This is a genomic window from Pseudomonas putida (assembly GCF_028682635.1).
GTDB classification, from domain to species: Bacteria; Pseudomonadota; Gammaproteobacteria; order Pseudomonadales; family Pseudomonadaceae; genus Aquipseudomonas; species Aquipseudomonas putida_AE.
Genome location: NZ_JANHLK010000052.1, coordinates 1 through 15,993, shown reverse-complemented (window position 1 = coordinate 15,993; position 15,993 = coordinate 1). Strand labels below are relative to the sequence as shown.

The following is a 15,993-nucleotide window of genomic DNA, read 5'->3' as shown; positions in this document are numbered from 1 at the left end:
CCGAATCGCCAGCAAGCCGGCTCCTAAGGATTTGTGTCGTACCAACAATCCGCATGCAGCCCAAAACCTGTAGGAGCTGGCTTGCCAGCGATGGCGGTATAACGGCCACCACCGAATCGCCAGCAAGCCGGCTCCTACAGATTTGTGTCGTACCAACAATCCGCATGCAGCCCAAAACCTGTAGGAGCTGGCTTGCCAGCGATGGCGGCATAACGGCCACCATCGAATCGCCAGCAAGCCGGCTCCTACAGATTTGTGTCGCACCCAACAATCCGCGTGCAGCCCAAAACCTGTAGGAGCTGGCTTGCCAGCGATGGCGGCATAACGGCCACCACCGAATCGCCAGCAAGCCGGCTCCTACGGATTTGTGTCGTATCAACAACCCGCATGCAGCCCAAAACCTGTAGGAGCTGGCTTGCCAGCGATGGCGGCATAACGGCCACCACCGAATCGCCAGCTAGCCGGCTCCTACGCATTTGTGTCGTACCAAAATTCAGCAACCACCCCTACAGCCATTTGGCGTCCCACAAAGGGTAATCATGTACTCGCCGGACAAGGCCGGCGCGTATGGGGTTGGCGATGACGTACCGGGCAACCGCCAGTAGATCCTCTTCGTAGCGAATGGCACGGTCGTGATAGCCTTTTTGCCAAAGACATCCTGTTCGCCCCAGGTGAGTATTGATCGCTCTTGCGCTACGAGATTTGGTGGCCAGCATCAATGCCGGCAAGGTGCCGTTCTTCAGCTCGACCAGCCAATGAAAATGGTCAGGCATGACCACCCAGGCCAGGGAATCCGCCTGGTCGTCAGTCTGTGCTTGTTGAAATTGCCGTACCAGGAGCCGCCCTGTCAGCCAATTGGTGAATAGCGGCTCGCGATTGCGGGTCACTGCGGTCAGCAGATAAATTTGCCCGGATTGGGAATAGCGCCCGGCGCGCAGGCGATTGGCGTGGGGAAGATCAGGCATTCCATTGCCCTCCTGTGTTCAAAACCGAAACACAAGGCTAGTGCGCCAGGACGAAGAGCGTTGTCACAGTTTGGTTCTGGATGTGACGGTACGGACGTCATCGTCGGAACGCCGCCCGCAGCAAGCCGGCTCCTACAGATTCGTGTACCGCCCAACAATCCGCAGGCACCCGAAAACCTGTAGGAGCTGGCTTGCCAGCGATAGCGTGCTGAACGAATTCAGTTAGGCGCACGTGTCCCATGGAACGAGCTGATCTGCCAACCCTCTGCACCCAACGTCCAGACCTGGGTGGCAAAGCCGTCGCCGCGAATCGACTGCTCGCCACCGCGCTTGCGCAAGGTGTTGCATTGCGTGCCGGTCATCACCGCCAGGTACTCGCCGTAAAAGCGGACCTGCAACTCGCCACGCTCAATGTCCAGATACTGCACGGCGCTTTTTGCGTACTCCAGGTAGTCCGCCTTGCCTTGCACCAATCCGGTGGTGTGCACATACACGAGGTCATCGGCGAACAGCTCGGCGACGCGTGGGTAGTCTTCTTCAACCAGGGCCCGGCGGCGTTCCTGCTCAAGTGCCAGGAGTTGGTTTTTTACGGCTGCGGTGGTCATGTCAATGGCTCTCTGTGGGTGATGAGCGCGCACCATAGACTTGCAATCCGACCCGTAAAAAATCGTCGATCACGATGCCAGCCATCGCCACTCGCGATACCCACCCCCTGATCTCACCCTGCGCCGCAAAGGCCCCGCCCCTAGTGGGATTGAGCAGCTATCGACGCCATCAATACCCGGCCATTGATGCAAGTTGCTGGTGGCGCCCGTGGCCGCGCCCTAGCCTCACTTTGCATAACAATCAGCCAAGTGAAAACGCCATGAATGCCCTGCACCTCAAATGCCAGACCCTGTTCGACGGTACTGGCCTGCATACCCGTCAACAGCAAACGCTGGTCGTGGAAAACGGCCTGCTGACCTACGTCGGCCCGACAGCCATGGCGCCGCAGCCACAAGCGGATGACAGCATTGTCGATGCCGGCGATAACTTTGTCATGCCAGGCCTGGTGGACGTGCATACCCACCTGGCCTTCGGCAACGCGCAGAGTGAAGAAGACATCGATATCTGGACCAGCGACGAATTCCGCGCGCTGCGTGGCATGTTCTTCGCCCAACATGTGCTGGCCGCCGGCGTGACCAGCATGGTTTGCCCGGGCGATAGCGGCCAGCTCAGCATTTCAGTGCGCAACGCAATTGCCGCTGGCCTGTTCGAGGGTCCGCGCATCGCGGCCAGCAGCCGGGTCATCACCAATCGGCAGAGCCTCAATGACTGGTTTCCGAGCCGCGTAGGAGCTCCGGAATACTTCACCGCGCGCCTGGTCACCAGCCGCAGCGAAGCCCTGGCAGAAATCCGCAAGCAGGCGAAGGATGGCGTAGACCTGATCAAGATCGCCATGGACGGCACCCATCGTCGCCCGAACGGCGAAATCATCGCGGCGTTCACCGCCGAAGAAACCTACGAGATGGTCGAAGAAGCCCATCGCCTGGGGTGCAAAGTAGCGACCCATGCCTATGGCCGTGAAGCGGTGATGTACGCCGCACGCGCGGGTGTCGATCTGGTGTTCCACGCCTTCTACATGGACGACGACTGTATCGAGGCCTTGCTCGAAGCGGGCAGTATCCTCGCGCCGACCATGACCTTCCCGCAGAACACCGTGGATTTTTGCCAGCCCCACGACCCGGCCATCACCTCCGGGTACGCCGGTTACTGCGCGCGCACGCTGGAAGTCGGTTCGGCGGTGCTCAAACGTGCCAAGGCGGCCGGTGTGCCCTTTGCCTGTGGCAGCGACAGCGGTTTTGCCGTGACCCCTTATGGCGAGTGGCATGCCCGTGAGCTGGAACTGCTGGTCACGCGCCTGGGCTTCACGCCCGCCGAAGCCCTGTATGCCGCCACCGCCACCGGTGCGCGCTGCATGCCCCGCGGTGAAACCATCGGCTCCCTGGAAGTGGGCAAGCAAGCGGACTTCCTGTTGCTCGACGGCTCGCCGCTGCACGACATCCGCATCCTCCAGGACCGCTCGCGCCTCAAGGCCGTGTACAAGGCCGGTCAGCCGGTGCGCATGGAACGCAGCCCCTACAACCCCAAGCAGGTCTCCGATTTCAACTCGCTGAAGTGGACCGACCTGTACACCCGCGACCGTGTTGCTCAGTTGGGCAAGTGGGCACTATGAGGATCGACGTCATGCACACACTTGATCTGACCACAGCCACCCAGATCGCCAGCAGCGCGATCCGCATCGCCCGGGAAACCGGGCTCAACCCCCTGGCCGCCGCCGTGCTGGATGCAGCGGGTCATCCACTGGCGGTCCTGCGCGATGAACAGGCCAGTTTCCTGCGCCCGCAGATCGCCACGGGCAAAGCGCGCGGCTGCCTGGGAATGGGCTTCGGCGGACGGGAACTGGCACGGCGTGCGCAAGCCATGCCGGCGTTTTTCGATGCGATCAACAGCTTGACCGGCGGCGAGGTGATTCCGGTGGCTGGGGGTGTGCTGATTCGAAATGCCGAGGGGAAGATTCTCGGCGCCATCGGCATCAGTGGCGACACTTCGGACAATGATGAGCGCTGCGCCATTCAGGCGATCGACCAGGCCGGGCTGGTGGCCGATACCGGTGATCAGCCCGCGGGTTAATCAAGCGACGCGGCCTGCTCCAACAGCAGGCTGCGAAACCACATCAGCGCCGGGTCTCGTTCCTGATACGGGTGCCATTGCAGCACCTGTACGGCGTCCGGAAAAGCCAGCGGTGCAGGGTGAATGCGCAGTGGATAACGCTGGGCAAAACGTTCTGCCTGCCGGCGAAACACAGTGGCAATTCGCGCGGTACCGACTATGAACTCCGGCATCAGCACGAAGCTTTCAACGGCCACGGCCACCCTCCGATGAACACCCAACTCATGCAGATGCACGGCATCCATGGCCAGGTTTCGCCCGTCGGCGAACTCACGCACCACATGTTCGGCGGCGCAGTAGCCCGTCAGGCTCAAACCCTCGGCGAACTGCGGCTGCTGCGCACAGACGATGCAACACAGCTGGTCACTCATCAAGGGTACGTGGGGGTAAGCAGGGTTCAACCGCCGTTGCGGCACAATCACACAATCACTGCGCCGATAGTCGAGCGCTTCGCTGACCACGTCACCATCGCGCGGCACAGGCAAGTCGCGCAGGCTCAAACGCACACCCGGCGCGATGCGCGCCAACGCAAGACTGACCGCTGGCAACAGCACCCCGGCCACGTAATCGGAAGCCACCAAGGTGAATTGCCGGGTACAGGTGGCCGGGTCGAAATTCATCGGTGCATCGATAATCTCCCGCGTCAGGGCGAGGGCTTCCTGCACTTTTGGCATCAGCTCCAGCCCCAGGGCAGTGGGCTCCAGCCGCCGCCCGACCTGCACCAGCAACGGGTCATTGAAATGCTCGCGCAAACGTCCAAGCGCCGAGCTGGTTGCCGACTGGCCCAGGCACAGTCGTTCAGCGGCCCTGCTGACGCTGCATTCGCTCAACAGGGCATCGAGGGCCACCAGCAGGTTCAAGTCAAGACGTCGATACCGCATGCTGTTTCCGCTGCAAATGGATGGCAGTGGCAACTCTAATGACCCGGGTATAACTCCCACCAATCGCGTGCCGCGTTAGCAGGTATCGCGACGCAAGATACCTGCCTACACCGCCTATGTTCGCTACCGAACAGACTTCGCCCCCCTGAACACTTCACACTCGTCGGTGGAATGCTGCGCCCGGCGGCGCAATGCCCCGCACACCTAGCCTGGCGTAGAACCGCCTTCATTCCACATGCGCCCTGCCCTGCGCAGGTCGTACGAAGGATTTCATGGAAAATATCCTGACTCGCACACTGTCCAGCCTTTGGCGCTCACCGGCCATCTGGCTCAGGTGGAGTGCCGCGCGGCACAAGTTCGAGTACGAGCCCATCCTGCGTTCCGACCTGTTCAATGCGCAGCAGATGGCCGACCACGGCATCGTCCTGGCCCGCCAACATGTGCTCGGGCGTCTTTCCAGAAAGGACGCCTTGCTCGGCCGCCTGACCGACAACCAACTGCTGCTGGAACGTAGCTGCGCAGCGCTCAAGACCGTGCAACAGTCCAGTCGACGCGCCACCCCGGCGGCGGAATGGCTGCTGGACAACTTCTACCTGATCGAAGAAAACATCCGCACCGCCAGGACCCACCTGCCTGACGGCTACAGCCGCGAGCTGCCACGCCTGGCCGAAGGGCCCTCGGCAGGCCTGCCGCGGGTCTACGACATCGCCCTGGAAACCATCGCCCACGGCGATGGCCGGGTCGATGCGCCGAGCCTGGATTGTTTCATCGCCTCGTACCAGACCATCACGCCGCTGACCCTGGGCGAGCTGTGGGCCATCCCGATCATGCTGCGCCTGGCGCTGATCGAGAACCTGCGGCGCGTGGCGTCCCGGGTCATGGCCAACCGGGATGACCGTAACCTGGCCGATGACTGGGCCGATCGCCTGATCGAAATGGCCGAGCGCGACGCCAAGAGCGTGGTCTTGACCGTGGCCGACATGGCGCGTTCGGCGCCACCGATGACGCCAGCCTTCGTGGCAGAACTGGCGCGCCGCCTGCACGGGCAAAGCGCCGCGCTGATCTTGCCCATGGCGTGGATCGAACAAACCCTCGGTGAGGCCGGCCTGACCGTCGAACGCCTGGTGCAGATGGATGCCCAGCAGCAATCCGGTGACCAGGTGTCCATCAGCAACAGCATCGCCAGCCTGCGCTTGCTGGCAGCGACCGACTGGCGCGAGTTCGTCGAGCTGCTCAGCCATGTCGAACAGGTCTTGTGCACCGACCCGGCGGGCGTCTACGCGAACATGGACTTCGCCACCCGCGATCGCTACCGCCATGTGGTCGAACGTCTGGCCCGGCATTGCGTGCAGTCTGAGGCCCAGGTGGCAGAAGCCGCCATCGAACTGGCCAACACCCCACAACCCGCCGGAGTGACCGGACACGTGGGCTATTACCTGGTGGCTGACGGGTTGTTCAGCCTGGAGCAGGCGCTGCACGCCAGCGTGTCGCCGCTAGAACGCTGGAAGCGAATGCTGCAGAGCGCCCCGCTGAAGTTCTACCTGTGCCCTGCTCTGCTGCTGACATTTTTGTTGGCCTGGCCCTTTCTCAGCAGCGCTTATCACAGCGGCACACCCACCTGGGGCCTGGTCCTGCTCGCGATCCCCGCACTCTTGATGACCAGCCGCCTGGCTATCGGGCTTGTCAACTGGCTGGTGACCCTCACCGTCGCCCCGTCGCTACTGCCCCGCCTGGATTACAGCAAGGGCATACCGACCGAGGCACGAACGCTGGTGGCGGTGCCGACGATGTTTGCCAACGCCGGCGACATCGAAGCCCTGGCGGAAGGCCTGGAAGTGCGCTTCCTGGCCAATCGCGATGACAACCTGCATTTCGCCCTGCTCAGCGACTTCATGGACGCCCCCGCCGAGGTGATGCCCGAGGACGGCGAACTGCTCACCCTGGCGCGCCAACTGATCGAGGCGCTCAACCACAAGTATGCCGATGGCCAGGTCGACCGGTTCTTCCTGCTGCACCGGCCCAGGCACTGGAGTGCTACAGAGCGGGTATGGATGGGGCATGAGCGCAAGCGCGGCAAACTCGCCGAGCTCAACGCATTGCTGCGAGGCAAAGGCCGGGAGCGTTTTGCCTTGATTGTCGGTGATATCGCGCCCCTGAGTGCGGTGCGCTTCGTCATTACCCTGGACACCGATACCCTGCTGCCACGGGATGTCGCGCGCCAGTGTATCGGCACCATGATGCACCCGCTGAACCATCCGGTATTCGATGAAAAGAGCGGCAGGATCGTCAGCGGTTACGCCATCCTCCAGCCACGGGTGGGCATCAGCCTGCCTAGCACGGCACGCTCGACCTACGCCCGCCTGTTTGGCAGCGATGCCGGTATCGACCCGTACACCCGCGCCGTTTCCGATGTGTACCAAGACCTGTTCCACAACGGTTCCTTCATCGGCAAGGGCATCTATGCGGTCGACGCCTTCGAACAGGCGCTCGAGGGTTGCCTGCCCGACAACCGCATCCTCAGCCATGACCTGATCGAAGGCTGCTATGCCCGCTGCGGACTGCTCAGCGATGTGCAGCTGTATGAGGAATACCCGTCGCGCTACAGCGCCGATGCCAAGCGCCGCCACCGCTGGATTCGCGGCGACTGGCAAGTGCTGTACTGGGCCCTGCCGTGGGCCCCGAAACCCCAGGGAGGGTTCGCGGCCAATCGCCTGAGCAACCTGGCCCGCTGGAAAATCTTCGACAATCTGCGCCGCAGCCTGGAACCAGGCGCCTTCCTCGCGATGCTGGCATGGGGCTGGCTGGGTACGAACGAGGCCGCCTCCTGGACGTTGGCGGTGGTGATACTGGTCTGCCTGCAACCCGTGCTGCAGTCGGTGCTGGCGCTGGTGCAGAAAGCGGCCGATATTCCATTGGGGCAACACCTGACGGCGGCCCTGCACACCTCGGGCCAGCATTTCATGCGGGCGCTGTTGTCGATTGTCTGGCTGCCCTCCGATGCGTTGCTGAGCTTCGACGCGATTGGCCGCTCGCTGTGGCGCATGCTGATCAGCAAGCGTCGCCTGCTGCAATGGCAGCCTTCCCGTGAGGTGGAGCGCTCCAGTGGCAACGATCTGGCCGGCATGTATAAAAGCCTGTGGATTGCTCCTGCTTTGGCGCTGCTGCTGTTCGCGGCCCTGCTCTCCTCTCCCCATGTACTTGCACTCGCGGCACCTTTGCTGCTGGTGTGGCTGGCGAGCCCGGCGATTGCCTGGTGGATCAGCCTGCCGACCACACCGACAGGGTTCAGTCCATCCGCGCAGGACCTGCGCTTCCTGCGCATGCTGTCACGCCAGACCTGGGCGTTCTTCGATCGTTATGTGGGCCCTGAGGACAACTGGTTGCCGCCGGACAACGTCCAGGAAATACCCAAGCCGACCATTGCCCATCGGACTTCACCGACCAACATGGGCATGGCCTTGCTCTCGCACCTGGCGGCCCACGATTTCGGCTATCTGAGCAGCGGGCGCCTGCTTGAACGCATCAACGCCACCCTTGAATCCATGGCCGGCCTTGAGCGGCATCAGGGGCACTTCTACAACTGGTACGACACCCAGACACTGCAACCGTTGGCACCTCGGTACGTGTCCACCGTCGACAGCGGCAACCTGGCGGGCCTGTTGCTCACCTTGCGGCCGGGGCTGTTGGGATTGATTGACACGCCCCTGTTCGATCGACGCAGCCTTGGCGGCCTGGGCGACACTCTCGATGTGCTGCAACAGGCGTTGGAAGGTGCGGGCCTCGATGACCGTGCCGTGCTCGAACTGAGGGCGAAGGTGGAATCGGCCAGCGTCCAGGACAACCTCCTGCAACTGCTCGATCAGGCACAGGCCCTGGCGATCGACAGCCCGACCAGCGCCGCTGAAGAAGTCCACTACTGGCTGCAGGCATTGCAGATGCAGTGCGCGGATCTGCGCGCAGAGTGGCTGCGCTTCGAGCTGCCGCAGGCACCCACCCAGGCCAAGGCACTCACCCTGCGGCACATGGCCGAGCTCGATATCACGCTGTGGCTGCCCGCCGATCAGGCGCAAGTGCAGGTGGTACAAACCCTGGCTCGCGCCCGAATCAGCCAGCTCGAGCACCTGGCCGAATTGTCCGCGTCTCTGGCGAGCATGGACTTCACTTTCCTCTACGATGCCCAGCGCGACCTGTTCTCGATCGGCTACAACGCCGACGAACGCCGGCTGGACAACGGCTACTACGACCTGCTCGCGTCAGAGGTGCGCCTGACCAATTTCGTGGTCATCGCCCAGGGCCAACTGCCGCAACAGGCCTGGTTCACCCTCGGGCGTTTGCTCAGCAACAATCGCGGGGTGCCGGTGCTGTTGTCCTGGTCCGGATCGATGTTCGAATACCTGATGCCCAACCTGGTCATGCCCAGCTATGAAGGCACGCTGCTGGAGCAGACCTGCCGCGCGGCCGTGGCCTTGCAGATCGAGCATGGCAACCAGCTGGGCATCCCCTGGGGCGTGTCCGAGTCGGGCTACAACACCCTGGACGGCCACTTCAATTATCAGTATCGGGCATTCGGCGTGCCAGGCCTTGGCCTCAAGCGCGGGCTGGCCGAGGACACCGTGATTGCGCCGTACGCCAGCGCCCTGGCGCTGATGGTCGAGCCGCAAGCGGCCTGCCGCAACCTGCAACGCCTGGCGACCCAGGGCTCGGCGGGCCGTTATGGCCTGTACGAAGCGGTCGACTACACCGAGGCACGCCTGCCCCGGGGCCAGCGTTATGCGGTGGTGCGCTCGTTCATGGCGCACCACCAGGGCATGAGCCTGCTGGCGTTGACCAGCCTGCTGCTGGACCGGCCCATGCAGCGCCGTTTCGAGTCGATCCCGGCGTTTCAGGCAACCCTCCTGCTGCTGCAGGAACGTGTGCCGAAAACCGCCGCGCCCTACCTGCATGCGACCCACGACCCTGCCACGGGGGACAATGCCGGGACCCAGGAAACCAGGCTTCGCGTGTTCGCCGATCCCGGGCGCAAGCGCCCCGCCGTCCAGCTGCTGTCCAACGGCCGTTATCACGTGATGCTCAGCAGTGCCGGCGGCGGTTACAGCCGCTGCAACGACATCGCCGTGACCCGCTGGCGTGAAGATGCGACCCGCGACAACTGGGGCATGTTCTGCTACCTGCGCGACGTCAGCAGCGGCGTGTTCTGGTCCTCGGCGCACCAGCCGACCCTGCACCGGCCTGAAAGCCATGAGGCGATTTTCAGCGATGCCCGGGCCGAGTTTCGGGTTCGCGAGCTCGACTTCGATACGCACACCGAGATCGTCGTGTCGCCCGAAGACGACATCGAATTGCGCCGGCTGCACATCACCAACCGCGGCCGCGTACGGCGGAGCGTGGAGATCACCACCTACGCCGAGGTGGTCCTGGCGCCGGCCATCAGTGATGCCATGCACCCGGCCTTCAGCAACCTGTTCGTGCAGACCGAACTGCTGCCGGCGTTGCAGGCTATCGTCTGCACCCGCAGGCGCCGTTCCACTGAGGAAGCCGTGCCCTGGATGTGCCACCTGATGGCGGTCCATGGCGCGGACATCGACGCGATTTCCTACGAGACCGATCGCGCGCGCTTCATCGGCCGCGGGCGCGACGTTGCCGCACCGGCGGCACTCGATGGCCACGTCCAGCAGCTGTCCGGCACTGCCGGTTCGGTGCTGGACCCGATCGTCGCGATCCGCTGCCGCATTACCCTGGAACCCGGGCAAACGGCGACCATCGACCTGGTGACCGGCGTCGCGGACAGCCGTGAGGGTTGCCTGTACCTGATCAACAAATTCCGCGACCGTCACCTCGCCGATCGCGTCTTCGACCTGGCTTGGACCCACAGCCAGGTGTTGCTGCGCCAACTCAATGTAACGCCGGAAGATGCCCGCCTGTTTGAACAGATGGCCGCGTCGATCCTCTACGCCAACGCCTCGTTGCGCACGGAAAACAGCGTATTGATGGCCAACCGACGCAATCAATCGAGCCTCTGGGGCCAGGCGATCTCCGGCGACCTGCCCATCGTGCTGTTGCAGATCGCCACCGTCGAGAACATCGAGCTGGTGCAGCAGATGGTCAAGGCCCATGCCTACTGGCGACAAAAAGGCCTGATGGTCGATCTGGTGATCTGGAACGAAGACCAGGCCGGCTATCGCCAGCAACTCCAGGACCTGATCATGGGGGTGGTGACATCCGGCAGCGAAGCCTCGCTGATTGACCATCCCGGGGGCATCTTCGTGCGGCCGGCCCAGCAGTTGTCGAACGAGGACCGCACGTTGATCCTGTCGGTGGCGCGCCTGGTGCTGAGCGAAAGCAAAGGCAGCATTGCCGAACAGCTTCAACGGCGTCACGCCAGCCCGGTGTCCCCGGCGCTCGTCCCCACCCTCAAGCGCCAGGCCAAGGCAACGGCCCTGCCTGCTCTTGACGGTTTGCTGCTGGGCAACGCCTATGGCGGCTTCAGTGCCGATGGCAGCGAGTACGTCATGACTCTGCAGCCTGGCAAGCCGACGCCGGCGCCATGGGCCAACGTGTTGGCCAACCCGCACTTCGGCTCGGTGATTTCCGAAAGCGGTGGCGCCTACACCTGGATGGAAAACGCCCACGAATTTCGCCTGAGCCCTTGGCATAACGACCCGATCACCGACGCCAGCGGCGAGGCGATCTATGTGCGCGATGAAGAAACCGGGCATGTCTGGTCGGTGACGCCACAGCCTTGTCCCGGTACTGGCGAGTACCGCACCCGGCACGGCTTCGGCTACAGCGTGTTCGAGCACGATGAAGACGGCATCCACACCGAGCTGTGGGTGTATGTGGCGCTGGATGCTTCGATCAAGTTCTCGCATTTGCAGATTCGCAATCGCTCGGGTCGCCCGAGGCGCCTGTCGACCACCTGCTACGTCGAGTGGGTACTGGGCGACCTGCGCAGCAAATCGGCGATGCATGTGGTGACGGAAGCCGACCCTACCAGCGGCGCATTCTTCGCCAGGAACGCCTATTCGATCGAGTTTGGCGAACGGGTGGCGTTTCTCGATACCGACTCGACCGACACCAGCATCAGCGGCGATCGCACCGAGTTCGTCGGCCGCAACGGCAGCCTCAAGGCACCTGCAGGACTGCAGCAGGCACGCCTGTCGGGCCGCACCGGTGGCGGCTTCGATCCTTGCGCGGCGATCCAGGTGGCCCTGGATCTCGACAGCGGTGAAGAGCAGGACGTGGTCTTCCGCCTCGGTGCAGCCAGGGACACGACGTCCGCCCTGCGCCTGGTTCATCAATACCGCGGCCTGGCCGCGGCCACCGCGCAACTGGAGGCGGTACGCGAGCACTGGCGTTCGCAGCTGGACGTGATCCAGGTCCAGACCCCCGACCCGAGCATCGATGTGATGGTCAATGGCTGGCTGATGTACCAGGTGATCGCCTGTCGCTTCCAGGCCCGCAGTGGCTACTATCAGTCCGGCGGCGCCATCGGCTTTCGCGATCAACTGCAGGACAGCATGGCGATGCTCCATGCCGATCCCGCCAGCGTGCGTGCCCACCTGTTGTTGTGTGCGGCCCATCAATATGCCGAAGGCGACGTGCAACATTGGTGGCACCCGCCGCTGGATCGCGGTGTGCGCAGTGGCTGTTCCGACGATTATCTGTGGCTGGCGCTGGCGACCAGTCACTATGTGAGCGTCACCGGCGACCTCAGCGTGCTGGCCGAGCCCGTGGGCTACCTTGAAGGCCGCCCGCTCAATGCCGGGGAAGAGTCTTACTACGACCTGCCGGGCAAATCGCACCTCGAAGAAAGCCTCTATCAGCATTGCGTGCGCGCCATCGAACACAGCCTGCCGCGCGGCAGCCACGGCCTGCCCTTGATCGGCACGGGCGACTGGAACGACGGGATGAACCGGGTCGGCCACCTGGGCCAAGGGGAAAGCGTGTGGCTGGGCTTCTTCGGCTTTGATGTCCTGCAGCGCTTCGCCCTCACTGCCCAATTGCACGGCGACCCTGTTTTCGCACAGCGTTGTACCCAGCAGGCCGCCCTGCTGCAGTCGAGTCTGGAGGCGCATGCCTGGGACGGTGCCTGGTACCGGCGCGCCTGGTTTGACGACGGCCAGCTCCTGGGCTCGGCCAACAATGACGAGTGCCGTATCGACTCGATCGCGCAAAGCTGGTCGGTACTCTCGGGGGCCGCCCCGCAAGCGCGGCGACGCACGGCCATGTCTTCGCTCGAGCAGCACCTGGTACGCCCCGACACAGGCGCGGTGCTGCTGCTCGATCCGCCTTTCGACACAGGCACCTTGGAGCCCGGTTACATCAAGGGCTACGTGCCGGGCGTGCGGGAGAATGGCGGCCAGTACACCCACGCCGCGGTCTGGGCCGGCATGGCGTTCGCCGAACTAGGCGACAACGCCAGGGCCTGGCGGTTGCTCGACATGATCAACCCTGCAGGGGGTGAAGTCGCCAGCCGGCTGGAGACCTACAAGGTCGAGCCCTATGTCATGGCGGCCGACGTCTATGGCACGCCGCCCCATGCGGGCCGCGGGGGTTGGACCTGGTACACCGGGTCGGCCGGCTGGATGTACCGTTTCATCGTCGAGTCATTGCTCGGTTTGCAGCGTGTCGGCACTGCATTGCATATCGAACCGCTGCTGGCGCAGGGCTGGCCTGGCTACACGCTGCGCTACCGCTATGGGGCGACGACCTACCATATCGATGTGCGCCCTGGCACGACCAGCACACTGGTGATCATGCTGGACGGCGAGCTGCTGGGCCAGGACGCGCTGCAATTATCAGATGACGGCAGGGACCATCAGGTGCTGGTGACCTGCCCGGTAAAAGCGCAGCAGGCGCAAATGCCTGGCTGCGACAGAACCGTCGAAGCCGATCTGGAGCGTTGAGATCCAGCGCGCTGGGTGGAACAGGGTTCAGGCGTTACTGCCCGGGCCCTGGTGGTGCGGCTGCACCGCGTCGCTCAGTTTGCTGTGAACCGGTTGGTCGGCCGCCTGCCCGTGCTTGGGATGCAGGGGTGGTGGCGTGCTTTGTGGTTGCTTCGCAGTGGGCTTGCCAGGGCCCTGGCGAAGATTCGGGTCAATGTGTTTGCTCATGGCCATCTCCAACGTCCGGCGCTGCAGAGGCAGCGTCGCTCCCTTGAGCATTGCAGATGGCAGCGGCGACGTCGGTGCGTTGCCCCGCATAGTGTGCTTTGGAGTAACCTGTCCCCCTCAGGGAATTTTCCTTCGAAGGGTGGCTGATATGTTCGCTGTACCCAAGCCACAACAGAACTACCTGCTGGCAGCGCTTCCGGCGTCATCGCTGGACCGCCTGCTGCCCCACCTCGAGCTGGTCGAGTTGCCCCTTGGCCAAGTGCTCTACGAGTCCGGCGGCGCCCTGCGCCATGTCTACTTCCCCACCGACTCCATCGTGTCGCTGTTGTACGTAATGGAGAACGGCGCCTCGGCCGAGATCTCGGTGGTCGGCAACGAAGGCCTGATCGGCGTTGCGGTCTTCATGGGCGGCGAAAGCACGCCGAGCCGCGCCGTTGTGCAAAGCGCCGGGCATGCCTACCGCCTGCCCGGCCAGCAACTCAAGGACGAGTTCAACCGCCACGAAGAAATGCTCCTGCTGATGCTGCGCTACACCCAGGCGCTGATCACGCAAATGGCCCAGACGGCGGTGTGCAACCGCCACCACTCCATCGACCAGCAGCTGTGTCGCTGGTTGCTGTTGTCCCTCGATCGCCTGCCCGGCAATGAACTGACCATGACCCAGGAACTGATCGCCAACATGCTCGGCGTACGCCGCGAAGGCGTGACCGACGCGGCCGGCAAGCTGCAGCGCCTGGGGGTCATCGAATATACTCGGGGCCACATCAAGGTCCTGGACAGGACTCGTCTCGAGGAGCTGAGTTGCGAATGCTACGCCGTGGTCAAAAAAGAAACCGAACGCCTGCTGCCCTATTTTCCAATGCGGCGCGACAAGTGAATGGAGCGATACCCATGACGGACACGGTCAATCTCGGAAGATTGAAGATTCTGGCCGCCTGCGTTGCGATGCTCGCGGCAGGCCAGGCCCTCGCCCAGGACCCGCTCGAATCGATCGTCAGCAACGCCGTGCGCCCGGTCATGCAAGCGCAAGGCATCGCCGGCATGGCCGTGGCCGTCACCCTCAACGGCAAACCGCACTACTTCAACTATGGCCTGGCCTCAAAAGAGACCGGCAGCCCGGTGACCCAGGACACTCTGTTCGAGATCGGCTCGGTCAGCAAAACCTACACCGCCACCCTCGCCGCCTACGCCCAGGCCACCGGCAAACTGGCATTGACCGACAAGGCCAGCGAGGTACTGCCGGCCCTGCACGGCAGCGCGTTCGACCACATCAGTGTATTGCAGCTGGCCACCTACACCGCCGGCGGCCTGCCCCTGCAATTCCCGGCCGAGGCGGATTCGGCGGACAAGATGCTCGGCTACTACCAGCAGTGGAAGCCGGCATACGCCGTCGGCAGCCACCGCCTGTATTCGAACCCCAGCATCGGTTTGTCCGGCTACCTCGCCGCCCAGGCACTGGGCCAGCCCTTCAATGTCTTAATGGAAAACACCCTGCTGCCCAAGCTCGGTCTGAAACACACCTGGCTCAACGTGCCGCAGGATCAAATGGCGCTGTATGCCCAAGGCTACAACAAGGCCGACAAACCCGTACGGGTCGGGTCGGGGGCGCTGGATGCCGAAGCCTACGGCGTGAAAACCAGTGCGGCGGACCTGATCGCTTTTGTCCAGGCCAACCTGCAACCGGCCAGCCTGGAAAAACCCCTCCAACAGGCGATCGCCTTGACCCATACCGGTTACTACAGCGTCGGCGACATGACCCAGGGGCTTGGGTGGGAGATGTATCGCTATCCGGTCACTCTCGATCGCCTGCTGGCGGGGAATTCGACGGCGATGGCCATGCAGGCGCATCAGGTTCAGTGGCTGAATCCGCCGCAACCGCAGGCTGAAGATGTGCTGCTCAACAAGACGGGTTCAACCGGTGGGTTTGGGGCTTACGTTGCGTATGTGCCAGCGAAGGATATGGGGGTTGTGATCCTGGCCAATAAAAACTATCCGAATGAAGAGCGGGTGAAGATTGCTCATCAGATATTGGAGTCTTTAGCCCTGTAGGAGCCGGCTTGCTGGCGATGGCGGACGAACAGCCGACACCGTTGTCGCCTGACGAACCGCTATCACCAGCAAGCCCTGCCCTCCATAATCAGAGCGGCACTTTTTCACCCTTGCCCAAAAAGATCTGCGTCGGCAACTTGAAGCCACGCAACTTGAGCAAGGCCATCGGCCCGGCCCCCAGTTCGGTGCGCAAGTACCAGGTCAGGCCAATGCCATCGGGCGCCTTGAGCACCATCCGAAAACGACTGTCGCCGTCGTCCAGTGGCGTGACCT

At 63.3% G+C, this 15,993-nt stretch carries 9 protein-coding genes and 1 pseudogene; 5 read left to right on the top strand and 5 right to left on the bottom strand.

Translation table 11 applies throughout. The annotated features are described in order from the left end of the window. Window positions 1-506: 506 nt before the first annotated feature. On the bottom strand, window positions 507-965 hold the full coding sequence (locus NPS56_RS30455) for an REP-associated tyrosine transposase (protein ID WP_274078087.1): 459 nt from the start codon (window positions 963-965) through the stop codon (window positions 507-509). Between the two features lie 218 nt (window positions 966-1,183). Then, a complete protein-coding gene (locus NPS56_RS30450) occupies window positions 1,184-1,570 on the bottom strand; it encodes a nuclear transport factor 2 family protein (RefSeq protein WP_274078086.1) in 387 nt (128 codons plus the stop codon). A gap of 260 nt (window positions 1,571-1,830) precedes the next feature. Here NPS56_RS30450 and NPS56_RS30445 point away from each other — a divergent pair, with 260 nt between their 5' ends. Together NPS56_RS30445 and NPS56_RS30440 are read left to right on the top strand one after the other, a co-directional pair. Next, complete coding sequence (locus NPS56_RS30445; protein WP_274078085.1) at window positions 1,831-3,180, top strand: metal-dependent hydrolase family protein; 1,350 nt, start codon at window positions 1,831-1,833, stop codon at window positions 3,178-3,180. 11 nt (window positions 3,181-3,191) lie between these two features. Further along, entirely contained in the window at window positions 3,192-3,638 is a 447-nt protein-coding gene (locus NPS56_RS30440; protein ID WP_274078084.1) for a GlcG/HbpS family heme-binding protein, read from the top strand. Here the strand turns inward: NPS56_RS30440 and NPS56_RS30435 are convergent. After that, complete coding sequence (locus NPS56_RS30435; protein WP_274078083.1) at window positions 3,635-4,558, bottom strand: LysR family transcriptional regulator; 924 nt, start codon at window positions 4,556-4,558, stop codon at window positions 3,635-3,637. The genes NPS56_RS30440 and NPS56_RS30435 overlap by 4 nt on opposite strands. Before the next feature lie 272 nt (window positions 4,559-4,830). Here NPS56_RS30435 and NPS56_RS30430 point away from each other — a divergent pair, with 272 nt between their 5' ends. Continuing rightward, window positions 4,831-13,464 carry a GH36-type glycosyl hydrolase domain-containing protein gene (locus tag NPS56_RS30430; RefSeq protein ID WP_274078082.1) on the top strand — a complete coding sequence of 2,878 codons (8,634 nt, stop codon included), beginning with the start codon at window positions 4,831-4,833 and terminating at the stop codon, window positions 13,462-13,464. 27 nt (window positions 13,465-13,491) lie between these two features. Here the strand turns inward: NPS56_RS30430 and NPS56_RS30425 are convergent, their stop codons facing one another. Beyond that, complete coding sequence (locus NPS56_RS30425; protein ID WP_274078081.1) at window positions 13,492-13,671, bottom strand: hypothetical protein; 180 nt, start codon at window positions 13,669-13,671, stop codon at window positions 13,492-13,494. A 148-nt stretch (window positions 13,672-13,819) separates the two neighbouring features. Between NPS56_RS30425 and NPS56_RS30420 the strand changes: the two genes are divergently transcribed. Then, complete coding sequence (locus tag NPS56_RS30420) at window positions 13,820-14,548, top strand: Crp/Fnr family transcriptional regulator (protein WP_274078080.1); 729 nt, start codon at window positions 13,820-13,822, stop codon at window positions 14,546-14,548. Between the two features lie 14 nt (window positions 14,549-14,562). Continuing rightward, entirely contained in the window at window positions 14,563-15,720 is a 1,158-nt protein-coding gene (ampC, locus tag NPS56_RS30415) for a class C beta-lactamase (protein ID WP_274078079.1), read from the top strand. An 88-nt stretch (window positions 15,721-15,808) separates the two neighbouring features. On the opposite strand, the pseudogene NPS56_RS30410 reads toward ampC, so the two are convergent. Next, a pseudogene (locus NPS56_RS30410) lies at window positions 15,809-15,993 on the bottom strand (type VI secretion IcmF C-terminal domain-containing protein); the annotation flags it as partial.